The organism is Bacillus sp. IS1 (genome assembly GCF_032461585.1).
Classification (GTDB): domain Bacteria; phylum Bacillota; class Bacilli; order Bacillales; family Bacillaceae; genus Bacillus; species Bacillus velezensis.
The window spans coordinates 185528-210449 of the sequence record NZ_JAWCWR010000002.1; the positions used below are offsets into that span (position 1 = coordinate 185528).

At 45.1% G+C, this 24922-nt stretch carries 15 protein-coding genes; 9 read left to right on the forward strand and 6 right to left on the reverse strand.

The annotated features are described in order from the left end of the window. Positions 1-19: 19 nt before the first annotated feature. From hutG to hutP, 5 genes are all read right to left on the reverse strand, one after another. Positions 20-970, reverse strand: coding sequence for a formimidoylglutamase (hutG, locus tag RUW00_RS09025; RefSeq protein WP_280144754.1), 951 nt, complete (start codon positions 968-970; stop codon positions 20-22). After that, on the reverse strand, positions 963-2228 hold the full coding sequence (hutI, locus tag RUW00_RS09030; protein ID WP_280144753.1) for an imidazolonepropionase: 1266 nt from the start codon (positions 2226-2228) through the stop codon (positions 963-965). The genes hutG and hutI overlap by 8 nt, the downstream gene beginning before the upstream one ends. Position 2229: 1 nt before the next feature. Beyond that, the gene (hutU, locus tag RUW00_RS09035) at positions 2230-3894 is read right to left on the reverse strand and encodes a urocanate hydratase (RefSeq protein WP_100001667.1); all 1665 of its coding nucleotides are present in this window, start codon (positions 3892-3894) and stop codon (positions 2230-2232) included. After that, positions 3891-5429 (reverse strand): histidine ammonia-lyase, encoded by a 1539-nt coding sequence (hutH, locus tag RUW00_RS09040; RefSeq protein ID WP_014722041.1) that lies wholly within the window; start codon positions 5427-5429, stop codon positions 3891-3893. Before hutH ends, hutU begins: the two co-directional genes overlap by 4 nt. Positions 5430-5541: 112 nt before the next feature. Then, positions 5542-5988 (reverse strand): histidine utilization transcription antiterminator HutP, encoded by a 447-nt coding sequence (hutP, locus tag RUW00_RS09045; protein ID WP_004393292.1) that lies wholly within the window; start codon positions 5986-5988, stop codon positions 5542-5544. Positions 5989-6229: 241 nt separating this feature from the next. Between hutP and abnB the strand changes: the two genes are divergently transcribed. From abnB to RUW00_RS09065, 4 genes are all read left to right on the forward strand, one after another. Next, a complete protein-coding gene (gene abnB / locus RUW00_RS09050; protein ID WP_095271188.1) occupies positions 6230-7636 on the forward strand; it encodes an arabinan endo-1,5-alpha-L-arabinosidase AbnB in 1407 nt (468 codons plus the stop codon). 123 nt (positions 7637-7759) lie between these two features. Beyond that, on the forward strand, positions 7760-9478 hold the full coding sequence (locus RUW00_RS09055) for an AAA domain-containing protein (protein WP_280144752.1): 1719 nt from the start codon (positions 7760-7762) through the stop codon (positions 9476-9478). Positions 9479-9482: 4 nt separating this feature from the next. After that, positions 9483-10481: an AAA domain-containing protein gene (locus tag RUW00_RS09060; protein ID WP_280144751.1), complete on the forward strand. Its 999-nt coding sequence runs from the start codon at positions 9483-9485 to the stop codon at positions 10479-10481. A 226-nt stretch (positions 10482-10707) separates the two neighbouring features. Next, positions 10708-11097 carry a (deoxy)nucleoside triphosphate pyrophosphohydrolase gene (locus RUW00_RS09065; protein WP_021494688.1) on the forward strand — a complete coding sequence of 130 codons (390 nt, stop codon included), beginning with the start codon at positions 10708-10710 and terminating at the stop codon, positions 11095-11097. Here the strand turns inward: RUW00_RS09065 and RUW00_RS09070 are convergent. Next, positions 11086-14217, reverse strand: a complete 3132-nt coding sequence (locus RUW00_RS09070; protein ID WP_280145420.1) for a DUF3427 domain-containing protein — start codon at positions 14215-14217, stop codon at positions 11086-11088. The two genes, RUW00_RS09065 and RUW00_RS09070, sit on opposite strands and share 12 nt — an antisense overlap. A gap of 251 nt (positions 14218-14468) precedes the next feature. Between RUW00_RS09070 and RUW00_RS09075 the strand changes: the two genes are divergently transcribed. The 5 genes from RUW00_RS09075 to RUW00_RS09095 all read left to right on the forward strand — a co-directional run bounded on the left by RUW00_RS09075 (position 14469) and on the right by RUW00_RS09095 (position 24767). Continuing rightward, positions 14469-14915: a universal stress protein gene (locus RUW00_RS09075; RefSeq protein WP_021494690.1), complete on the forward strand. Its 447-nt coding sequence runs from the start codon at positions 14469-14471 to the stop codon at positions 14913-14915. Positions 14916-15062: 147 nt separating this feature from the next. Beyond that, positions 15063-15974, forward strand: coding sequence for a DMT family transporter (locus RUW00_RS09080; protein WP_095060389.1), 912 nt, complete (start codon positions 15063-15065; stop codon positions 15972-15974). 141 nt (positions 15975-16115) lie between these two features. Further along, on the forward strand, positions 16116-17180 hold the full coding sequence (locus tag RUW00_RS09085; RefSeq protein WP_280144750.1) for a polysaccharide lyase family 1 protein: 1065 nt from the start codon (positions 16116-16118) through the stop codon (positions 17178-17180). Between the two features lie 161 nt (positions 17181-17341). Continuing rightward, on the forward strand, positions 17342-24373 hold the full coding sequence (locus RUW00_RS09090) for a DNRLRE domain-containing protein (protein ID WP_280144749.1): 7032 nt from the start codon (positions 17342-17344) through the stop codon (positions 24371-24373). Positions 24374-24389: 16 nt separating this feature from the next. Beyond that, positions 24390-24767 (forward strand): DUF2750 domain-containing protein, encoded by a 378-nt coding sequence (locus RUW00_RS09095; RefSeq protein ID WP_043867560.1) that lies wholly within the window; start codon positions 24390-24392, stop codon positions 24765-24767. Positions 24768-24922 lie beyond the last annotated feature (155 nt).

A 24922-nucleotide genomic window follows, 5' to 3' on the forward strand; every position in this document is an offset into this window, starting at 1 on the left:
ACGCGTGCCGGATTTGACTTTAACGTGACAATTTAAATCCCTTTAATGCATGTAAAATGACGTGTGCGGCTGCCCGGCTTGTCATATCTCGAAAATCAAGTGTCGGATCAACCTCAACGATCTCAATACCCGAGGTGTCAGCCTCCTGGGCTAAAAACCTGACCGCCTGAAGCAGTTCTTCGGTATACAGACCTCCGGGGCCGATTGCAGGACAGCCGGGCGCATGAGCTTGATCCAGCACATCCATATCAACCGAAATAAAAATGGCGTCGGCTCTTTTTTGAACGGCCGGCAAGACCTCTTGTATCGTTCGGAGGAGCCCTTTCTCCCGGATCATCTCCATTGTATGCACGTCTGCCTGCCGCTCTTTTACATATTGTTCATATGCCAAGCTGTTGCTGAACTCCCTGATTCCAAGCTGAATCAGGTTTTGTCCGCTTATGATATTTTCATCTAACAGCCGGCGGAATGGCGTGCCGTTTGTCGGCCCTCCGTCTTCTGTGTTGCGGACGTCGTGGTGGGCGTCGAATTGAAAGACGGCTGTTGTTCCTTTCGTTTCCGCAATGGCTTTAATAGTGGAATAACTGATGGAGTTGTCGCCGCCGAGAATGACGGGCACCCAGTCAGGCTGATCCGTCAGAATGTCATGAATGGTCCGATAAATGTGTTCGTGAGATTTGACGACATCCGTGACGTGAATCTGAATATCGCCGATATCGTACAGATGGTCAATGACATGCTCCCGCAGCTCTGCGGAATATGCGGAAATGCCGCCGAGCGCCCGGCGGATCGCACCGGGTGCAAAGCAGGCGCCGGAATGGCTGATTGACGACTTAGAAAGCGGAACGCCGATCAAAGCCGGCCCTTTGATCGTTTGTCCCGCCCACGCTTCCGTCACATCGCCGATCCTTGTCACATGGCGGTCGTTGAAGAGAGAGCCGGCTTTTTGCAGAAACGGATACTTATCCAAGAGCGGCTCCCTCCCTTGAAACGACCGTCTTTCCGTTCTTGATGACACGGCGGACATGATTGACGCCGTAATGATACGGGATATACATGTAATTCGGCGCTTCCCAAATGACAATGTCAGCCGCCCGTCCGGCTTTAATTTGTCCGGCCTCTTCGCCTTTTCCGATCGCATACGCGGCATTAACGGTGACAGCGTGCCAGATTTCTTCTGCGGTCATTTTTAAATGAAGCGCGGCAATTGACATGATGAGCTGGAGATTTTCCGTCGGTGAGCTGCCCGGGTTGAAGTCAGTCGCCAAACTGACCCGTACGCCCGCATCAATCATCTCCCGGGCTCTCGCATAAGTGTGTTTGCCAAGATAGAAAGTCGTGCCCGGCAGCAGGACGGCGATCGTTCCGGACTCCGCTAGCTTTTCGATGCCTTCGTCAGACGCCCCCACCAAATGATCGGCAGAAACAGCATGCAGTTCTGCCGCCAATTCCGCGCCGCCGAGCGGGTCAATCTCATCAGCATGGATTTTCAGGCCGAAACCAGCTTCAGACGCCTTTTTCAGGTAGTCCCTCGACTGGCTGACGGTAAAGACGCCTGTTTCTGTGAAAATATCGGCAAATTGCGCGAGGCCTTTTTCTTTTATTTCAGGCAAAAGCTGCAGCATGTGATTCAGAAATTCGTCAGGGCTGTTCCGGTACTCAGGCGGAATGGCATGTGCCCCCATAAAGGTCGTGACAAGGTCGACCGGCTGGCGCCCGCCCAGTTTTTTCGCTGCGGTCAGCTGTTTCAGCTCCGTGTCTTTGTCGAGTCCGTACCCGCTTTTTACTTCCGCGGTCGTGATGCCGTATGACAGCATGCGTCCGAGGTGAAAAAGCCCTTTTTCAATCAGTTCTTCTTCGGAAGCGGCTTTCGTGTCTTTGACCGTTGACAAAATACCGCCGCCTTGCGCCAGAATATCCAAATAGGACATGCCCTGAATTTTTAAATTCAGTTCTTTTTCCCGGGACCCTCCGAATACAAGATGGGTATGGGGATCGACGAGGCCGGGGGTGACGAGCCGTCCCCCGCAGTCGATGATGTCTCTTGCCTCGTATCCTTCCGCCGCTCCTTGATGTCCGGCAAAAACAATGCGCCCGTCGTGAATGCCGATGACGGCATCTTCCGTGACATGAAGATCCTGCATGCTTCCGCCTGATCGGGGGCCGCCGGATTCCATCGTCAGCAGCTGGCCGATGTTGGTGAGTATGGTATCTATTTGTTTCGGCATGTTACCGCTCCTTTTTCATCGGTATCATAATGTCTTGTTCCTCGGCGACTTGAGCCGCTTTTTCATACCCTGCGTCCGCATGGCGGATGATGCCCATTCCCGGATCGCTTGTCAGAACGCGGGAAAGCCGCTGTTCCGCAAGGATGCTGCCGTCAGCGACCGCGACCATTCCCGCGTGAAGGGAATACCCCATGCCGACGCCCCCGCCGTGGTGAAAAGAAACCCAGCTTGCGCCTGAGGCCGTGTTGATCAGCGCGTTCAGCACCGCCCAATCGCCGACCGCGTCGCTTCCGTCTTTCATCGCTTCTGTTTCCCGATTCGGAGAGGCGACAGATCCGCAGTCTAAATGGTCTCTTCCGATGACGATCGGGGCTTTCAGCTCGCCGTTTCTGACCAATTCATTGATGGCGAGCCCCATCTTTTCCCGTTCACCGTAGCCGAGCCAGCAAATACGGGACGGCAGGCCTTGGAACGTGACTTTTTTCTGCGCCATGTCAATCCAGCGGTGAAGGGCTTGATTTTCTGGAAACAGCTCTTTTAATAAAGCGTCCGTGCGGTATATATCTTCAGGGTCACCGGACAGCGCAGCCCAGCGGAACGGCCCTTTTCCTTCACAAAATAAAGGCCGGATGTAGGCGGGAACGAATCCCGGAAAATCAAAAGCATCGGCGAGACCCTCATCTTTGGCAGCCTGGCGGATGTTGTTGCCGTAATCAAAGACGATAGCCCCTTTTTTCTTGAAGGCGAGCATGGCTTCCACATGCTTTTTCATACTCTGCTTGGAAAGCCTTACGTATAAATCAGGCTGATCCCGGCGCAGGCGGTCGGCCTCCTCAAGTGAGTATCCTGCCGGAATATAGCCGATCAGCGGGTCGTGAGCGGAAGTCTGATCGGTCACGATGTCAATATGGACGCCGCGGTTCAAAAGCTCATGATGCACCTCTGCCGCATTGCCGAGAAGGCCGATCGATAAAGGTTCTCCGGCTTGTCTGGCTGTTTCGGCCCAGCGCAGCGCTTCGTCAATTGATGCGGTTTTCCGGTCGCAATAGTTTGTTTCTATCCGTTTATCAATCCGTGTTTCATCCGCTTCAACGGCGATGACGACGCCATCATTCATCGTGACGGACAGCGGCTGGGCGCCTCCCATTCCGCCAAGTCCGGCCGTCAGCGTAAGGGTTCCTTTCAGACTGCCGCCGAAATGCTGTCTCGCAAGCTCCGCAAAGGTTTCATAGGTGCCTTGCAAAATACCTTGTGAACCGATATAAATCCAGCTGCCGGCGGTCATTTGCCCGTACATCATCAGTCCTTTTTTCTCAAGGTCATGGAAATGCTCCCAATCCGCCCATTTCGGCACGAGGACCGAATTAGCCAGCAGGACGCGGGGCGCGCGGCTGTGCGTGCGGAACAGTCCGACCGGTTTTCCGGATTGGATCAGCAGTGTTTCATCATCTTTTAACGTTTTGAGGGAGCGCTCAATCGCGTGAAAAGCATCCCAGTTTCGCGCGGCCTTGCCTATGCCGCCGTATACGATCAGATCCTCCGGCTTTTCGGCAACCTCCGGGTCAAGGTTGTTTCGGAGCATGCGGAGCACGGCTTCCTGCTCCCATCCTAAGCATTCAAGTTCGGTGCCGCGGCCGGCGCGGATTGATTTCTTTACATCAGTCATCTTGTAAGTCCCCCTTCATTGGTCATCAGTTTTTGGTGATGCTCATTCGGCAGAAAAGACTCCTTCTTCAGCCAGTCACTCAGATGTTCGATGTCATAAGAAAACACGCGGTCTTCTTGTATGGACGGCACGATGTTTCTCATTTCGAGATAGAGCTGTTTTGTGTACGAGGCGCAATGTTCCGCACCCCGGTATTCCACAGCCTGCAGCGCGCAAATGGCTTCAACGGCAAGCACCCGTCTCGTATTCGCGATGATCTGGTAGGCGTGCCTTGAGGCGATGGTTCCCATGCTGACGTGATCCTCCTGGTTTGCCGATGAAGGAATGGAATCGACACTGGCGGGATGGGCCAGGGTTTTATTTTCTGACACGAGGGAGGCCGCCGCATATTGCATGATCATCGCTCCGGATTGTAAGCCGGGCTGAGGGCTCAGAAAGGGCGGCAGGTCATTCAGCTGCGGATTCACAAGCCGTTCAATACGGCGTTCAGAAATATTCGCAAGCTCGGCCGCCGCCACTTTGAGAAAATCCATGGCAAAGGCGATCGGCTGTCCGTGAAAGTTTCCGCCTGAGATGATTTTGGCGCCGTCTTCGAAAATGAGCGGGTTATCTGTCGCGGCATTCATCTCAATTTCTAATTTTTCTTTTACATACGCTAATGTCTGCCATGATGCGCCGTGGACCTGAGGGATACAGCGGATCGAATAGGCGTCCTGGACACGCAGCTCCCCTTGGACGGTCGTCAGCTTGCTGTCTGACAAGTAATAGCGGATTCGCTCTGCGACATCCATCTGTTCCTGATATCCGCGGGCGGCATGAATGTCCTCGTCGAACGCATCGATAATGCCCTGAAGGCCTTCGATCGTTAAGCTCGCGATCCGTTCCGATTGATAGGCCAGTTTTTCGGCTTCGAGGTAAGCGATCAGCCCCATTGCGGTCATAGCCTGCGTTCCGTTGATCAGCGCGAGCCCTTCCTTAGAGGTCAGGACGGCCGGCTGAAGGTTTGTCTTTTCTAAAGCATGAGCTGTCGGCATCCGGGCCCCTTCGTAAAAGACTTCGCCTTGCCCGATAAGCGCCAGTGCGAGATGAGAAAGCGGCGCCAAATCTCCGCTCGCCCCCAGTGACCCTTGCTGCGGGATGACCGGGTGAATGCGATGATTGAGGTACGCGAGCAGTTGATCAATCAGCTCAGTCCGCACGCCGGAAAAGCCTTTCAGCAAGGCATTGGCTCGCAAAAGCAGCATGGCCCGCGATACAGATTCCGGAAATGGATCACCGACGCCGCACGCGTGAGAAAGAATCAGATTCAGCTGCAGATCCGCGGCGTCTTCTTTTTGAATCAGCACATCGCTGAACTTGCCGAACCCCGTTGTAATCCCGTAAATGGTCTTCTCCTCCTGAACGATCCGTTCAACCGCTGCCCTGCTTTTTTTCACACGTTCCATGCTTTCGGCAGATGCCTGAACCTCTTCAAAATCAAACAGCACACGCTGGGCATCTGCGGTTGTCAGTGAGGAACCGTCTAACGTCACCATCATTTCAACCCCTTTTCCTTTACTTTGGTAAAGCGCCCATACAAAAAGGAGCTATGCCATGAAAATGATGTTTCACGCATAGCCCCCTATCATCTGAAATCTATGGGCTGATTCATATGTGATTAATTCCGACTCCGAATGTTTCGTGCTCTAGCCCCTTAATCGGAGCTCCGATCGTGCCGTAAAGTGAAACGGCGATCCAATCGCCTTCCGCCTCGCTTTCATACGGATTTCCCCGCAAGACGGCAAACTTCAGGCCCACGGTACGAAGCAGCGAGCCAAGCAGCATTTCGCCCCGCGTCACTCCGTGCAAAGCTTCCATTGTGGCATGATACAGCGCATGTGATTCGCGATAACCCTCAGATTGAATGACGCCGCTCTTTTTGGAAGCGGTTTCAATTGCAGCTACCACCTTATGCGCATCCATTGAACCCACCCTGCCGAGACAGACTTTCCAGCCGTCCCGTTCCAGCCGGCTGATCTGCTGGTTTTCTTCAGTCTCATGAAGCAGAAGAAGGACGGACAGTCGCCCGATGCGGCGGTCTTTGTGTAAGGTCATATATGCTTCACTCAATTCTTAAATATTCTGATAACTAGTAACTGTTTTTTATATTAAGTGTTTACGAATCAGAAGTCAAAACTTTTTTTCCAGTCTTTCACAAATCAGATTGCTATCGAAGTAAAGCGGTACATCGTGAAGCCGGCGCTGTTGATCACATATTTCCGCCATCCGCGTCATAAAATGGAGCGTTGTCTTGAAAGCGTTTTAAGAAAAGAAGAGAGCGAGGAGATTTCAGAAAATGAAAACCAGTTTCTTTCGTGTGTGCCTGGTCTCGGCAGCGGTCATCGGGTTCACTCTGCCGCAGGCAAAAGCCCAGCATCCGGTTTTTTCAGAGGTCAGCGTGCATGATCCGTCCGTCATCAAAACAGGAGATACATATTATGTATTCGGCTCGCATTTGGCTTCCGCCAAGTCGAAAAACCTGATGCAGTGGCAGCAGATATCTTCAAGCGTCAATCCCAATAATCCCCTGATCCCGAACGTCTACACCGAATTAAAAGAGACATTCGACTGGGCCCAGTCTGATACGCTGTGGGCGCCGGACGTCGCCCAGCTGTCTGACGGGAAATATTACATGTACTATAACGCCTGTAAAGGAGACTCGCCGCGATCCGCTCTCGGTGTCGCCGTGAGTGACAAAATCGAAGGACCCTACAAAAACAAAGGCATCTTTTTGAAATCGGGCATGGAAGGAAAAAGCGAAGACGGCACGACGTATCATGCAAACGTTCACCCGAACGTCGTAGATCCGCAAACGTTTTTTGACCATAAAGGCAAGCTCTGGATGGTGTACGGCTCTTACTCCGGCGGAATTTTCATACTGGAAATGAATCCGAAAACCGGTTTCCCGCTCCCTAACCAAGGCTACGGAAAAAAACTGCTCGGCGGAAATCACAGCAGAATCGAAGGCCCGTACATCAGCTACAATCCGGAAACGAAATATTACTATCTGTATCTGTCATTCGGCGGACTTGACACAGCCGGCGGTTACAATATGCGTGTGGCGCGCTCTAAAAATCCGGACGGTCCGTACTATGACGCCGCAGGTCATAACATGCTTGATGCTAAAGGAAAAGACGGCAGTTTCTTCGACGACAAAGCAATTGAACCGTACGGGGTTAAACTCATGGGCGGCTATAGCTTCGCCTCACAATCTGAAAAAGGCACGGGCTACGTATCGCCGGGACACAACTCCGTGTTTTACGACGGGAAAACGAAACGATCATACCTCATTTTCCACACCCGTTTCCCGAACAGAGGAGAAGAGCATGAAGTCAGAGTGCATCGGCTGTACATGAACAAAGACGGATGGCCCGTTGCAGCGCCATACCGCTATGCGGGAGAACCGGATACACACATTCCGCCGGCCGCCGCATCCGGAACCTACAAACTCATCCAGCACGGAAAAGACATCACAGCTACGATCAAAACCCCAAAAAACATCCGGCTTAACAACGACGGCACCATTTCCGGGGAAATGACCGGAACCTGGACAATAACGGACAGCAGCAAAGCCCGAATCAACCTGAACGGCACAAATTATGACGGCGTCTTCCTGAAAGAATGGGACTCAGCGAGAGAGAAAGAAGTTGTGACGTTTAGTGTGCTGAGCGGTGATGGGGAGGCTGTTTGGGGAGTGAAGTGAAACATTTTTAGAACCCTCCTGCTTCTAGAGGGTTCTATTTTTGCACTATTTTGTAAATAGTTCGTTAATTTTGTATACTATAACATAAATTAACACACATTTTTGGGACACGGGGGTACTCAATTGGTACGTACAATCATTCAGATAGAAGACGCAATATACTCTGAACAAATTAAAACATGGAAATTGAACAGTCAAAATGGCGACCTCACTATACATATGGTGTTAAATGATAAAACGAAAATAGTCAAAAAGCTAGATTATTGCAAAGTATATCCATTTGAACAACTTACGTTAAGTGAAGATGAAGTTTTTGAATTAAATGGTGAGATTAGTAAGAATATTGAGTCTTCTGTTATTTATGGAAATAAATATGCAGTTGTTTCTTTCAGGGGTGGTAAGCACAGATATATTTATAAAAAAGATGCGGTTAAGAAAGTAAGGCTGGAGAATACTAAATTCAAAAACCTGTTAAATTATTTTTCTTTCATAGCTGGGATAAAGGATAGAACAGTTAATGGTATACCTGCTATTTTAGAAGGGCAAATTCATAACCTTCCTCTAAGAACAGAAAGTGCTCTTCATGCTTATTTTACAAAAACTAGTCAATCCTTCAATAAGGAAAAAAAGCTTATATATCCGTTTGGTTTGAATCTTAGTCAAATTCAAGCGGTTGAATCTGCTTTTTCTTCTCAGGTTAGCGTAATTGAAGGACCGCCAGGAACCGGTAAGACACAAACTATCCTAAATATTATTTCTAACATTGTGATGCAAGGAAAAAATGCTGCTATTGTATCGAGTAATAATTCTGCCGTCGCAAATGTCAGTGAGAAATTAATGAAGTCAGATCTAGGTTTTTTTCTTGCATCATTAGGGAGTCAGGTGAATCAGAAGAAATTTTTTGAGAATCCTCCAAAGCTTCCCCAAGACTTCAATAGCTGGGAAATTAATATGGATGTTGAAGTAGAAATGGAACAAATTTTGTGGAACAATATTAGATCAATGAAAGAGTTACTTGAATTACAAAACAAACAAGCAGTCATAAAGCAGCAAATAAAAGATCTTGAAATGGAACAGAAATATTATACAAAACATTTTGAATCACTAGAAGCTGTTCAACCAAAACTTCTACCATTTTACAAATTCACGAAAAGTAAGATCATCGACTTTTTGGTTGATGAGGCATTAAATCATAAGAATAGAATGACATTGTTTAAACAAACAAAATATCTTTTTTATTATGGCTTATACAGCCCGAAACAAATAAAAGATCAATCTCACAAAGAAAAAATCATTACACAGCTTCAATATCATTTTTATCGACTGAAGCTTGAGGAATTAAAAAGTGAATTAAAAAGAATCGAAGACATTCTGGAAATGAAAAACTTCCATGATTTAACGGAAAGAATTCAATTAACCTCAAAACAACTTTTTAAGAGTTATTTGAATAAAAAGGGGAATTTCGACAGAAAAACGCATTATACTCAGGAGAATTTCAAAAAGTCTAAATATTTTTCATCGTTTATAGATCAATTTCCCATTATATTGAGTACTGCTTTTTCTTTGCAAAAGTCTATACCTGCGGGTTTTTTGTTTGATTACTTAATTATAGATGAAGCCTCGCAATTAGAATTAATGCCAGGGATACTTGCTCTTGGGTGTGCTAAGAATGTGGTGATAGTAGGAGATAGGAATCAGCTCCCCCACATTCCCGATACATCAGCCGAGCTTTCCCAGTTTGAAATAGAATCATGCTTTAATTATGTTAAAAATAGTATGCTTGATTCGATTATAAAAGTATCGAATACCGATTACTCTTCTAAAAGAACATTATCGATGTGAGCCAATGATAATTAAATTTTGTAATGAACAATATTATGATGGGAAGCTTATTCCTTTGACAAAACAAAAAAGTGATAATGAACCTTCCATCGTACTCATTAAGACTGTTAAAGGTAATCATATGCGGTTTCAGGGTGGGAAACATAATATTCGTGAATTAGATTCTCTTGATGAGGATTCGATTAAAAATCTTGTGTTTCCTGAATCTTATGAAACAGGCTTTATTGCTCCTTATAGAGAACAGATTAATCATGCCGAACAGCGTTTACCTGAGGAGATTTTGAAAGATACAGTTCATAAATTCCAGGGAAGAGAATGCGATGGTATTATTTTTTCTACTGTGCTTGATAAAAAAGGAAGTAAGAATGATGTTCAATTCGTTGATAGCGCAAATTTAATAAATGTTGCTATATCACGAGCTAAAAAGCGTTTTGTTTTAGTATCAGATGTTGAAGTATTTAAAAAAAGCAACAAAGAAATTTCCGAACTTATTAGGTATATGGAATACTATACTGAATCGAGTTTATACCATGAAAGCAAAGTAATTTCAGTGTTTGACTTACTTTATAAAGAATTCTCTGAAGTACTTATTGAAAGAGAAAATAAACTTCGGAAAAGTGATTCAAAATACAAGACAGAAAGAATTATAGCCAGCTTACTTAGGGATATTCTTTCAGAAGAAAAATTTAAAAAAATCAACTTTAAAAGAGAGTATCGTTTGAAAGATCTGGTGAATGATACAAGTCACCTACATGAAGACGAAAAACAATTTATTAAAACAGCGGCAAGAGTTGATTTTCTTCTTCACTATAAGATGGGTAATGAACCTCTTGGAGTAATTGAGGTAGATGGTGTTGCATACCATCACTCAAAAGATCAAAAGAGACGAGATAGAATTAAAAACACAATTTTAGATAAAGCAGGAATACCTATCCTCAGATTGAGAACCAACGAAAGTAGAGAGCCTGAGCGTATAAAACAGTTTTTGAATAAGCATTTATAAGAAAACAACCTTGACAAATGAGGATAATCACATTTTCAACCTCGTTATAAAAAGTGCTATTTTTTTATATAATAAAAGTGAACTAACAAGATATTTAAGATGTGAGAATTTTGTTAACTAACTGAACTCTTTCAGAAAATAGAAAAAAGCTTTCCTAACATGAATTATAATTAAATAGTAATTTAACTGATCTACCGACTAAGAAAAAACGAAAGGAAGTTTAATTTTGAAAAAAACAATAAAAGTAGCCGCCGCAGTCATACAAAATGAAAACAATGAAATTCTATGTGCTCTACGTTCTCCAACTATGTCTCTTCCTAATCTGTGGGAGTTTCCTGGTGGGAAACTTGAAGAAGGGGAGAATGCACGAGAAGCACTTGTAAGAGAAATTGAAGAGGAACTTGACTGTAAAATTGTTGCGGGCGATGTGATAGCCGATATTCATCATGAATATGAGAAGGTCATCGTCAATTTAATTTCAATAAAAGCGAAGATTGTATCAGGGGAGCCGGTAGCAAAAGAGCATGCGGAATTCAGATGGGTGCCTATTCGTGAGCTAGAATCACTAGAGTGGGCACCCGCTGATCTTCCGACCGTATCTGCTTTAATTCGTTAAATCCACATACAAGTTTTCTGGGACAGGCTGATGGAGCTTCCATTTGACATTCATTGGCTTGTCTCCGTGGCTTGATACATAATCCGCTTCTCCTACATAAATAAATGGTAAAGTGATGTTATGCATTTCAGTGAATTTCCTCACAAATAAATGAATACGGTATCCTTTTTCCTTATGGTGAATAAAGTTTTGCCCTACGCTTGATGTATGTGAGGTTTGGTTTTGACTTTGCCAGTGAAAATGGCTAGGATCAATAAAATAATCTTTATATAGCAAATGATCTTCTACTTTTTCTGACTTATTCAAATTGATAAAGATTAAATAGTGATTTTTAACTCTACGTACACCCTCTCGCCAAGTCCCTTCCTGATCAGTTGACTGAAAAAGATAAATAAGCTCATTTCTTGTATAGGTTTGATACATTGTAAGCTTAATCTCTTTTGAAGCAAGGGCTTCTATATTGTTCATACGTCTAAATTCAATCAGTCCATAGTGGACGCGCTCCTTAATATACGGTCCGAATAATGGATCGTTTAATATGTCGCTCACTTCTGTATCTAACTTGAATGTATCACCTTGTAATGTACCAAAGCGCCAATTCTGTTTTTGATCTGATTTCGTTAAACGCTCCATTGCTCGCTGTATGAGGTCATCATGTGTATCTGTTGTGATTTGAATATGAAACTGTTTTTCTAACGATTCTTTTACATCTTCTATTGTGATGATATTTTTGTGAAAACCACTCTGTAAAATTAACCATTCATAAGGCCATTTAATAGGTAATTGCTGTTCTAATCTTGCTACTATACCTACAACCAAGGGGTTATTGAGAATTCCTTCATCTGTAACATTCAAATCGTCCATTTTCTTTTTGGTCTGTACCCACGATTTGTATTTCTTTATAAAAAAGGTAAGCCCAGGTGCCTGTTCAGAGTATAGAAAATCAATTAATTCTGGAGAGCGTCCTAGCTCTTGTTTAAATTGCTTGTATAACGTTTTCAGCATGGCATCTGAATTTAGTTTAATATGATCGATCTTATTTAAAATTTCTTTCTTCGTTACGGCTGAAAGGTCAACATAAGATCCTCCAGGTAAATCTGAAAACTCATGCGTCACAGCCACTCGGAGGGAATCTTTATCAAACGATTTTTGACTTGTTTGTCCAGATAGTGCGAGTGGAATAACGAATGACTTTTGATAGTTTCCGATAAAATCCAGTATCGTTACAAACTCTTTGTCGTCAGTTTTTCTAAGTCCCCGTCCTAATTGCTGAATGAAAATCGTTGGTGATTCTGTTGGTCTAAGGAACAATAGTAGATTGAGCTTTGGAATATCTATTCCTTCGTTGAAAATATCTACTGTAAATATAAGTTCTAAACTGTGGTGCGGGTCCTCCAATTGGCGAATGACCTCTTGTCTTTTTGAAGGAGAATCATTGCCTGTTAAGTAAGTTGTATAAAAACCCAATTTGTTAAATTCATCACTCATGTATATTGCGTGTTCGACGTTTGTACAGAAACCTAAGCCAACCATTTTCTCGCCGTAAAATCCATACATGTTGATCATCTTAATGATATATTCTACTCGTTTATGAGTTTTTAAATGATCTACTAGCGATTTCTCTTCGTACAGCCCATTTTTCACTTTTACTTTTTCGTAATCTACAGTATGATCTGAAATTCCAAAATAGTGAAATGGCGCAAGTAGCTCTGCCTTTAGAGCATCGCGGAGTCTAATTTCGTAAACAACATTATGATCACAAATCTGAAGGACGTCTTTACCGTCAAGGCGCTCTGGAGTTGCAGTTAACCCTAATAAAAACTTTGGTGTAAAGTAGTTTAATATAGCTTGATAAGTAGATGCTTCGGCATGATGGAATTCATCAATCACAATGTAGTCAAATTCATCTGTTGAAAAGGATTCCAACGTTTCTTTTTTATGTAACGTTTGTACTGTGCTAAATAGAAAACGTTTATCTCTTTCTTTTTTGGTTCCAGTCAATAAACCAAAATCTTCATGATTATTGGTGACTTTCTGAAATGTTTCGATTGCTTTTGTAAGTAACTCTTCCCGGTGGGCAAGAAAAAGATATTTATTTGGTTTAAATTGCTCAAAATCAAATGCTGCTAAAAATGTTTTTCCGGTTCCAGTGGCGGCGATGATGACTGCTTTTGTCTCCCCTTCGTTTCTTGTTTTTTTAAGGTTTCGTAACGCTTCCTTTTGCATGGCATTCGGGGACATTTTCGTTTTGTAAAGAGAGTTTTGAGCGGCAAAGGAAGCACTTACCTTTTGGCTTCCTGCTTGGAATTCCTCATAGGCTTGTAAAAATTGTTCGTCAACAGGCTGTGTCTTTTCATTCCAAACAGTGTCAAACAAATCTTTTGTTTGTTGATAAACGGGGAGATATCTGGTTTCGGGCAGTCTAACATTTAACTCATACCCGGTCGTAAGTGCAGCTTGTGATAGATTTGAAGATCCTACAATGACACTATGCTGTCCAGAACAGCGTTCAAATAAGTATGCTTTCGTATGGAAAGATTTTTTATATTCATTTACAATTCTCAACTCAACATTTTCAAATTGAAGAAGATGTCTTAACGCCTTCGGTTCTGTAATACCCATATAGGTAGATGTAATGATACGTACAGGGACATGTCTTTTCGCAAGCTCCTGAAGCGGAGGGATCAAAAGTTGAACACCAGACCACCTTGTAAAACTAACCATAAAGTCTACCCGATCCGCCGTTAACATCTCGTGTTTTAATGCTTTGAAAAAGTTATCATGAGTTTGATGATTTCCTAGCAGTTTCAGACGATGTAGAGAAAATTCCTCTGAAATAGGAAGTTCCACTTCGTTTAAACTATAAAGCACTGTGGAAAGTGGTAATGAAAAATTCGTATGTTGTCCAAGCTGAGAGGCAACCTTCTCGCTCAGCTGAATCGCTTGTTCATATTGATCTTGATCCACAAGTGTTTGAAATGTCTCGCTCAGTTGTTTTGCCGTATGTAAAGTCAAAACCTCTGCATATTCTTTTGGGCTGACCGGTTGAATGCGATGTGATGTTGGATAAAGTTTTTGTTGTTGCTGAATTTCCTCATGGAAGCCTCTATGATTTCTCATCATAATCTCCTTTTTTATATCAATAATTCCATTTTATCACTACTCTTACCAATAGGTAATACTAAAAAAGAAGAGAATAAAGTCCTATTTATTAAGCGCTAAAAAAATAACGCTGAGGTAGTTTGGTTTGGTATAAAGACGTCATCGCCACAAACGGAGAAAGTCTGTAAGCGCAATGTTCCGGAGAAAGCCGGCAAAATTGACATTCAGCAAAGAGAGGAGGACAATAAAAGCAGAAAGGCGGGATTCATATGTTTAAAAAAATTCTTGCAGCAGTAGACGGTTCAGACATGAGCGGCAAAGCTTTGGACGCAGCGATCCATCTGGCGAAAGAACAGCAGGCTGAACTCACCATTCTCTATGCGGGACGTGAAGCCGTTGTCTCCACATCAGCCTTAACAGGGATTGTCTATGTTCCGGAAAACTTCATTGAAGACATCAAACATGAAGTCGAGCAAAAAGGAGCGGCCATTCTGGAAGATGCCAAGCAGAAAGCGGCAGAAAGCGGAGTAAACGCGGAAAGCCTGTACGTCCAAGGCGAACCTGCGCATCAAATTTTAAACATAGCGAAAGAACAGCATTTCAATCTGATTGTCGTCGGAAGCCGCGGAATCAGCGGATTTAAAGAAATGATGCTCGGAAGTGTGAGCCATAAGGTCTCACAATTGTCTCCTTGTCCTGTACTGATCGTTCATTAAACAGAAGACCCTGCTGATGCGGGGTTTTTTTAATGAGAAAAGACCGCCGGCTTTCGAAAAATAGGATGAAATCTTCCTCTGAATCAAGTAAAATGGCTGTTAGTATTTGTCTGAATAAACAGTCAATGATATGGGGGAAGCAAATCAATGCAAGCTGAACAAACATCAAATGCCGTTATCAAAATGGTCATTTCCATGGTCATTTTCGGATCAATCGGCTTTTTCTCGGAACATACGAATGTGCCTTCAATTGAACTGGTCTTTGTGAGATGTCTGTGCGCCTCATTGTTTCTGGGCGTTTGCTGGTTTGGTTCCGGACGGTACCGCACCGAACAATGGAACCGGCGTGAGGTGCTGCAGACACTGGCCTGCGGATTTTTTCTCGTGCTGAACTGGGTGTTTTTATTTAAATCATTTGAGGAGACATCAGTGACGATAGCGATTTCCGTTTATCATCTGGCTCCGGTTCTCGTCCTTCTCCTAGGGAGCCTTATATACCGGGAAAAACTGCATCTCATATCCATCACTTCCATCGTGATTTGCTTTCTGGGCACCGCCCTGATTTCCGGCATCAACGGAAGTACATCATTTTCTCAGCTGATGGGATCGGGTATTATTTGGGCCGTGCTGGCCGCCCTTTTTTATGCTTTTACGACACTGGCCGGGAAAGGCATCAACAGCCTCAGCCCATACGCCGTCACCTGTTTGCAGACCGGATTGGGCGTTATCATTCTTCTCCCGTTCGTCCGTTTCGGCGCTTTTTCTGATTTGTCGCATGTGAACTGGATCATGATTGTGTCGACCGGCATCATTCATACGGGAATTGTGTATTTGCTCTTTTTTGACAGCTTGCGGTTTTTATCCACCCGGTTTATTTCAATCATCGTATTTCTTGATCCGGCGGTGGCGATTGTGCTTGACACCGTATTTACGGGATTTCGCCCCGACCTTTATCAATCTTTGGGGATTGTATTGATTTTTGCGGGAATGGCGCTGTCCCTGATTCGAAAGCAAAAAGCCGTGCCGGCGGAAACTCAGGCAGACAGCACCCGTATATAGGCGGCCGTACCGGCTGCTTTTTTTATTTTGGGTCTATTCAGCCATAACGAAAAAGCAGACAAACAGATCATGGAAAAAGAGGATAGTAATTGTATAATACTTCTTGTGTTTACAATTTAAGAGATTAAAGGAGTGAAGGGCATGATAAACAAGACGCGTCATCTCGCTTTCTTGGCTGCACTCGGCTTTGCGCTTTGTCTGGCCATCGTATGTTCCGTATCAAAGCAGGCAGAAGCGGCAGCGGCTTATCCGGATGTGATGCAGGGACTTACCGGATTCGCGGGAAATGCGAAGGATCATAACGGAAAAGCAAAATCCGCCGTATCGGGAGGCCAGGGCGGCCCCGTCGTCTACGTCAGCAATCTCAATGATTTGAAAAACAATGCGGGCGGAACGGATCGCAAAACCATCGTCATCACAAGTGATATTTCTTCCCCGGGTAAAGCCGTTGTGACAGTCGGCGCCAATAAAACCATCGTCGGCTCTTATACCAGCCACAGGCTGACCAACATCTATCTGACCACCGGCTCCGGCTCAAACAATGTGATTTTCAAAAATCTCATTATCAGCCATAGTGCCGCCATTACGGGCAACAACGACATTCCGATGTACATAGCGAACGGACAGAATTACTGGATTGACCACGTGTGGTTTGAAGGACACAGCTACAATCCGAACAGCCGCAGTGATTTGGGAAAGCTTCTGTATGTCGGCGCCAAAGCGGATTTTGTGACGCTGTCTAACTCTAAATTCACAGACCATCTGTACGGCCTGATTCTCGGTTATCCGAATGATGATAACGAAGGACGCAATTATATCGGCTATCCGCATATGACGATCACCAACAACTATTTTAATAACGTCTATGTGCGTTCACCGGGCCTGATGAGATACGGCTATTTTCACGCGAAAAACAACTATGTGACCAATTTCAATTTAGGATTCACCATTCATACAAACGCGACTGTCTTCTCAGAAGCCAACTATTTCGGTAACGGAAATGAAAAAGGCGGAATGATAGACGACTACGGGACGGCCCAATTCACCGACACCGGTTCATTCCCGTCGCTCAAAGCCCCGAAATCACCGCGCACCAGCTGGAATCCGAGATCAAATTACAGCTACGGCACGCTTTCAGCCCAGGACGCCAAAAACTTCGCCCAATCCTACGCGGGAGCGCAAAATACAAATCTCCGCTATCCATAATACGAAAAACCGCCGGCAGCCGGCGGTTTTTTTATATGAATAAAAGGTTCAAAATCCCTATAATCCTTAAAATAACCTTAAATACCTAGGAAAATATTGATAAACAATTTCAATAATATTACTATTGTTAAGCCTATATTACAAAAGAAGGAGGAGAACCTATGAAAATAGGAAAAAAGAACAAGTGGAAAAAATGGCTGGCCGGCACTCTTGCGGCCACGCTGATGATTTCCATTGCGCCTGCCGATGTGTTTGCGGCAGAAACGCGTGATAAACAAGTTCAAGCGAAAACCGCCGCCATTCCGGCCGCAGACCCGGAAAAAGATCTTCCGGCAGAAAAAGCATCTGAGCAGATGCCTTTTGATCAAAAAGATATCAATCAAGACGGTGAGATCACGTCTGAAAGAACTGAGAATTCAAAGCTTTACTATGAAGGCGAGGGTGTGTACAAACAGGAAATCTACACAGACCCCATTCATACGAAAGAAACCGCCAATGCGGACTGGGAAGACATTTCTCCTGAATTGAAAACCGGCTCAAAGGAAGTCGGAACGGAAAATACAGTGCTGAACTCCGATTTTCTGAAGCAAATGAAAAACGGATTATACGCTACATTTGAACACGATGATCATAAGCTCACATACTCATTAACCGGCGCAAAAGGCCCCGATCAGGCTGCAATTACTCCGACAGATGCCTCAGCAAAAGTAAGGGAAGACAGCAACGAGCTTACGTATCAGCAAGTGTTTCCTGCAATTGATTTACAAACCTACACATTTAACGAAAACATAAAAGAAGACCTTGTGCTTCACAAATATGAAGGCTACAATTCCTTCACCTTTCAAATCAAAACCGACCTGCAGGCTAAAGAACAGGAAGACGGCTCGATCGCGTTTTCTGATGATAAAGACAATGTCGTCTACACCGTGCCGAAGCCCTTTATGACCGACTCAGATCTCAACGAAAAGTCAGGTGAAGTCAACAGGTCAGAAGATGTCAGCTTCAAACTTGAAAAAAACAGCGAAGGCTACTTGCTCCATGTAACGGCCGATGAAAAATGGCTGAAAGATCCCAAGCGGGTTTATCCGGTATCTATTGACCCTTCAACATCAGTATCTGTGTCATCCGATACCTTTGTCATGAGCGCGTACCCGACGACAAACTACTCTGCCGCATCGCAGAAATGGGATGCCGGATTGAAAGCGTACGTGCTGAAAACTGGATATTATGACGGCACAACCGGAACGAACTACGCTTTTATGAAGTTTGATAATCTAAAGCCGATCAAAAACATGACGGTGACGAAAGCGACGCTCAAAGCATACACAGCCCACTCCTATTACGGATCAAAGGCGACGGGGCTTTGGCTCGACACCGTTAACAGCAATTACGACAATGCCAAGATTACGTGGAAGAACAAGCCGGGCTCCAAAAACATCGGCAAAGCCGAGGTCTATAAAGGCCAATGGGCAAGCTTCGATGTCACCTCCGCAGTCAAGTCGTGGAATAGCGGCGGCGCCAATTACGGCTTTAAGCTTCACGCAAACGGCAACGGAAAAGAATATTGGAAGAAGCTGATGTCATCAGCAAACTCTGCTAAAAAACCATACATTGAAGTGACATACACGATTCCGAAGGCGGACACGCCGTCTGTCAAAGCGTATCATAACGGAGATTCGACAGGATTTTTCAATATCAGCTGGAAAAAAGCTGAAGGCGCCAAAAGCTATAAAGTGTGGCTTTATAACGGGAAAGAATATCAAGCCATTCCGGTCGGCAATGCAACCTCTTGGAGCACAAGAGGGAAAAAGATTTGGCCGACAAAAGCGGAAATCGACTCCGGCAAATATAAGCTGCATACAGACGGAAAAGGCGGAAGTGAATTAGCGCTTAATCCTTCGCCGGTCTATAAAAACTCCGGCGGCAGCTATCCGGCAAGTAAAAATTACTGGGTCGCGGTCAGCGCGGTGTTTGACCAAGGAGAAGGCGCCATGTCTGCGGCCGCCAAGCCCGTCATTCCGAATATTGGAAGAGTTCAGAAACCAAGCACGAAAGGCTTTAATAACAACAACGCAACAGGCTGGTTTGATCTTTCCTGGAAAGCCGTATCAGGCGCTGCCGGGTATAAAATGCAAGTTTATAACGGCAAAAGCTTTGAAACGCTTGACCTCGGAAATAAAACATCCTGGTCCACAAAAAATCAAAACATCTGGCCGACAAAGGCGGAAATCAGCGCCGGAAAATATGCGCTTCACCTGAAAGACAAAAAAGGCGCGGAATTGCCGATCAACCCGGGCTCTGTTTATAAAAACGCCGGCGGAGATGCGAACCGGAAAACCTACGGATTTAAAGTCATTGCCTATAACAAAGACGGAGAAGCGATCGCCTCACCGGAAGTGAGTCCGGCGCTGCCTGATATCGCAAAGCCGAAAAACCTGACAGGCTATGTCTATACGAACACGAAATCGAGCCAAACGGGTTATGTCAATCTCATATGGGATAAGGTCAAAAACGCGAAAGGCTACAAAATCAACATCTACAACGGAAAAGACTATCAATCATTCGATATCGGTGATACTGATCATTGGACGACCCAAAACAAACACATCTGGCCGTCAGCCGATGAAGTGAAAGCGGGAAGATTCCAGCTTCACACGGACGGAAAGGGCGGCGAACTGGCGCTTGACCCTTCACCTGTTTACGAAAACGCAAACGGCAATTACAAAGGGAAGAAGAACTATTCCTTTACGCTGACCGCCTATGACGCAAACGGTGACAGCATACCGACGGCACCTTTTAACCCTGTTTTCCATGAAGGGGCGGAATTCCTCGGAACGGAAGAATTCTGGTCCATTATTGACATTCCGGACGGACAGCTGAACGGCGCGACGGGAAATGTCATCGTCAATGAGGAAGATATGTCAATCGACGGACGCGGGCCGGGGCTCGGACTCTCCCGGACCTTCAACAGCCTTGACAGCTCTGACCATATGTTCGGCCAAGGCTGGTATGCCGATGCGGAAACGTCGATTCTTTCTGAAGACGGCAGAGCCGTTTATATTGATGAGGACGCGACAACACATGTCTTCACGAAAAAATCTGACGGCACGTATCAGCCGCCGACAGGCGTTTATCTCGAACTGACGGAAACAAGCGATCAATTTGTATTAAAAACAAAAGATCAGACGAACGCTTATTTCAGCAAAAAAGGCGGAAAGCTCCAAAAAATCGTTGACGGACACAACAACACAACCGTATACGAGTATAACGACAGCAATCAGCTGACCGCCATAACAGACGCATCAGGGCGCAAGCTGACATTTACCTATGATGAAAACGGCCATGTCACATCTCTTACAGGGCCGAAAAACAAAAAGATTTCGTATTCATATGACAAAGACCTTCTCAAAAAGGTGACGGATACTGACGGCAGCGTCACAAGCTATGACTATGATGCCGAAGGGCGCCTCGTCAAGCAGTATTCCGCAAACAGCACGGATGACAAACCGCTGTTCACTGAATACCAATATAGCGGCCACCGCCTGGCCAAAGCCGTCAATGCGAAAAAAGAAACGTACGACTACAGCTATGACGCGGACAAAAAAACGCTGCTCATGACGCAGCCGAACGGCCGCAAAGTGCAGTACGGCTATAATGAGGCGGGCAACCCGATTCAAATGATCGATGATGCCGAAGGGCTGAAAATCACGACCAACACCGTATACGAAGGCAACAACGTCATTCAGGACACCGATCCGAACGACGCGGATACGGGCAAAGCGACAGAAAGCTATCAATATGATAAAGACGGCAACGTCACAGCCGTAAAAGACAACTACGGCACCGAAACGTATCAGTACAACAAAAACAATGACGTAACGAAAATGAAGGACACCGAGGGGAACGTCACTGATATTGCGTACGACGGACTTGATGCCGTTTCTGAGACGGATCAAAGCGGAAAATCCTCATCCGCCGCCGTGTATGACAAGTATGGAAATCTCATTCAATCAAGCAAAGAGCTGGCAGCTTCGGCAAGCCTGCTGAAAGACGGCAGCTTTGAAGGAACAAAGCTGGGCTGGAATCTCACCGCTACGAGAGACAGCGGAAGTATTGCATCTGTAAAAGCAAGAAGCGGCGCGCTGTCCGGACAAAAAGCACTGGAGATCTCCTCACAATCCGCTTCAGCCGGAACAGAGCACGGCCATGCGTCCGCAACGCAGGAAGTGCAGCTTGAGCCGAATACGACGTATACACTCAGCGGCCAGATCAAAACGGATCTGACAAAGGCAAGAGCGTATTTCAACATTGATCTGCGTGACAAAGACCAAAAACGCATTCAATGGATTCACAATGAATCAGGCGCATTAGCCGGAAAGAATGACTGGACGAAACGGCAGATCACCTTTACAACACCGGCCAATGCAGGAAAAGCCATCGTCTATATGGAAGTGGACCATAACGACAAGGACGGCAAAGGAAAAGCGTGGTTTGATCAGGTTCAGCTGGAAAAAGGCGAAGTCTCTTCAAGCTATAACCCGGTGCAAAACAGCAGTTTCACGGCTAAAGCAGACGGCTGGAGCACAAGCGGAGCCGCCGCTGACCTTGATGAAGGCTTCGATGATGACAGCTCATTAAAAGCGTCCCGCACAAATGCATCACAAGCCAATGCGGCCGCAAAACAAACCGTTACATTAGGCCAAAGCGCGGACGATAAGCCGGTATATATCACGCTGACAGGAATGTCCAAGGCTGACGGTGTAAAATTAACGAACGACAATGATTACGCTCTTCAGGCCGGCGTCACTTATGCGGACGGAACGACGGGCGTCTACACCGCCAAATTCCCGCAGGGGACCCAAGAATGGAACCGGGCAGCGGCAGTCATTCCGAAAACAAAGCCGATCAATAAAATCGAAATCAGCATTCTGTTCCAAAAAAGCGCCACAGGAACGGCGTGGTTTGATGATATCCGTTTAATCGAAGGAAGCATCCTGACGAAAAACACCTATGACGAAAAAGGAAACTACGTCACAAAAGAAGAAGACGAACTAGGTTATGCAAGCACTGCTTCATATGACGAGACTGGCAAGAAAACATCTGAAACCGACGCGAAAGGCGAAACAACCGCCTACGAATACGATCAGGCCGACCAGCTGACAAAGCTGACCCTGTCAAACGGCACATCCATCCTTCACAGCTATGACAAGGAAGGAAATGAGCTGACAAAAACGATTCGGGCCGGCACGGACCAGACCTATCAATATGAATATGACGTCATGGGCAAGCTCGTCAAAACAACCGACCCGCTCGGCAATGTACTGAAGAGTGAATATGACGCCAACAGTAACTTGACGAAAACCGTTTCCGCCAACGGCAATGAAGTGTCGCTGACCTATGACGGCACCGATCGGGTTAAGTCAAAAGCGTATAACGGCACTGAAAAATATAACTTTACCTATGACAAAAACGGCAATGAAACGTCTGTCACAAACAAAGAACAAAATACAACGAAAAAACGCACCTTTGACAACAAAAACCGCCTGACCGAATTAACCGACCGCGGCGGCAGCCAAAGCTGGACGTATCCGGCTGATTCGGATAAGCTGAAAACTTTCTCATGGAGCCACGGCGGCCAAAAAGGAACAAACAGCTTTACGTACAACAAACTTGATCAAATGATTGAAATGAAAGACGGCACTTCAGCCTATACATTTGATTATGATGAAAACGGCAATGTCCAGACATTCATCAGCGGCAATGAAGTCGGCACGAGTTTTTCATATGATGAGCGGAATCTCGTCAGCTCTCTTCATATCGGAACGAAAAACGGCGGCAGCATCTTCCGGGAAAGCTATGAATATGACGCCAACGGCAACCGCACGGTCATCGACAGCTCAGCGGGCGGAAAGGTGCAGTACGAATACGGCAAGCTCAACCAGCTCGTCAAAGAAACTCATGAAGACGGCACCGTCATTCAATATACGTACGACGGCTTCGGCAACCGGACAAACGTCACCACCACAAAGGACGGCGCAAGCAAATCAGTCAACGCATCCTTCAACATCATGAACCAGCTGACGAAGGTGAATGACGAAGACCTGTCCTATGATAAAAACGGCAACCGCACATCGGACGGCAAATACACATATACGTGGGACGCGGAAGACAACCTGACCGCCGTCACGAAAAAAGGCGAAGACAAGCCGTTCGCAACATACAAATACGATGAAAAAGGAAACAGAATCCAAAAAACCGTCAACGGAAAAGTTACGAACTACTTCTACGACGGAGACAGCCTGAACGTCCTGTATGAAACAGACGCCGACAACAACGTCACAAAATCATACACGTACGGTGACAGCGGCCAGCTGTTATCCTATACAGAGAACGGCAAGAAATATTTCTATCACTACAACGCACACGGCGACGTCATCGCCATCTCAGACAGCACCGGAAAAACCGTTGCCAAATATCAGTACGATGCATGGGGAAATCCGACAAAAACCGAAGCAAGCGACGAAGTAAAAGACAACCGCTACCGCTACGCAGGCTACCAATACGACGAAGAAACCGGCCTGTACTATCTCATGGCCCGCTACTACGAACCAAGAAACGGTGTATTCTTATCACTAGACCCAGACCCGGGCAGCGACGGCGATTCACTGGATCAGAATGGATATGCATACGGAAACAACAACCCGGTCATGAATGTCGATCCGGACGGGCATTGGGTGTGGCTTGTGGTAAATGCCGGATTTGCAGCCTATGATGGATATAAGGCATATAAATCAGGTAAAGGATGGAGAGGTGCAGCCTGGGCAGCGGCTTCGAACTTTGGTCCTGGGAAGTTATTTAAGGGTGCTAAAAGGGTTTATAGGTTTGCAAAAACAGCAGGCAGACAAGGAAAACAAGCTAAGTTAAAATCTTTATTAAAGGATCATAAACAGCCTAGGCATGTTAGAGGGTGGATAAAAAATGAAATTAGACATAAGAAATACAAAAACAGAAAATCGATACGTGTTCCAAAAGGGTATGAACTAGCTCACAAACGTGGTTACGAGGCAAGAAAAGGTGCGAGCTACAAGCATTCTGATTTACAAGTAATAAGAAATCATAGGTTACAGCATTTTCATGATGGTTATGGTAAAGGAAGAAAAAATAAAAATACCCGATGGAAATATAGAGGATAATAAGGAGAATAAAAAAATGAACGAAAAAGAACTTGAAATGACATTAAAGTTGGATCCCAATAAAAGGTATCGTTATTTTATTAAGAAAGTTGCTGACTATGAAGAAGTCTGGTCATTGAGTAATGATAGAGGGTGGGTTACATCTGAAGACGACAATGGGAAAATACAACTTCATTTTTGGCCAACAAAAGAGCATGCAAAGTATTGTGCAATTGAGAAGTGGAAGGATACAAATCCGGAATCAATTAGTTTAGAGGATTTTGTAGAGAATTGGCTTCCTGGTATGCTTGAGGATAATGTCGGTATATCCATTTTTTATAATAATACTGATTCAATTTCAATACCGATTCCTCAGGTTTTTTCTGATATCGAGGATGAATTAGAAAACTATTAATAACTAAAAACTTTTTAAGAGAGACAATTTTCTGTCTCTCTTAATTTAAATTCCTGTGAAAGAGTTTTTCTTTTGACAACAAAAAAAGAAATTTTGATTGTTTTTGAATAGCTGAATCTAATGTAAAGAATATTGGTTACTGGCTATTCAATGCT

Bases quoted from the DNA above. Each gene is read 5' to 3' on its own strand.
- hutP (WP_004393292.1), bottom strand. From the start codon at position 5,988: ATGACCTTACACAAAGACCGCCGCATCGGGCGACTGTCCGTCCTTCTT.
- RUW00_RS09070 (WP_280145420.1), bottom strand. From the start codon at position 14,217: ATGAGAAATCATAGAGGCTTCCATGAGGAAATTCAGCAACAACAAAAA.
- RUW00_RS09090 (WP_280144749.1), top strand. From the start codon at position 17,342: ATGAAAATAGGAAAAAAGAACAAGTGGAAAAAATGGCTGGCCGGCACT.
- hutU (WP_100001667.1), bottom strand. From the start codon at position 3,894: ATGACTGATGTAAAGAAATCAATCCGCGCCGGCCGCGGCACCGAACTT.
- RUW00_RS09085 (WP_280144750.1), top strand. From the start codon at position 16,116: ATGATAAACAAGACGCGTCATCTCGCTTTCTTGGCTGCACTCGGCTTT.
- RUW00_RS09075 (WP_021494690.1), top strand. From the start codon at position 14,469: ATGTTTAAAAAAATTCTTGCAGCAGTAGACGGTTCAGACATGAGCGGC.
- RUW00_RS09095 (WP_043867560.1), top strand. From the start codon at position 24,390: ATGAACGAAAAAGAACTTGAAATGACATTAAAGTTGGATCCCAATAAA.
- RUW00_RS09080 (WP_095060389.1), top strand. From the start codon at position 15,063: ATGCAAGCTGAACAAACATCAAATGCCGTTATCAAAATGGTCATTTCC.
- abnB (WP_095271188.1), top strand. From the start codon at position 6,230: ATGAAAACCAGTTTCTTTCGTGTGTGCCTGGTCTCGGCAGCGGTCATC.
- hutH (WP_014722041.1), bottom strand. From the start codon at position 5,429: ATGGTGACGTTAGACGGTTCCTCACTGACAACCGCAGATGCCCAGCGT.
- RUW00_RS09060 (WP_280144751.1), top strand. From the start codon at position 9,483: ATGATAATTAAATTTTGTAATGAACAATATTATGATGGGAAGCTTATT.
- hutI (WP_280144753.1), bottom strand. From the start codon at position 2,228: ATGCCGAAACAAATAGATACCATACTCACCAACATCGGCCAGCTGCTG.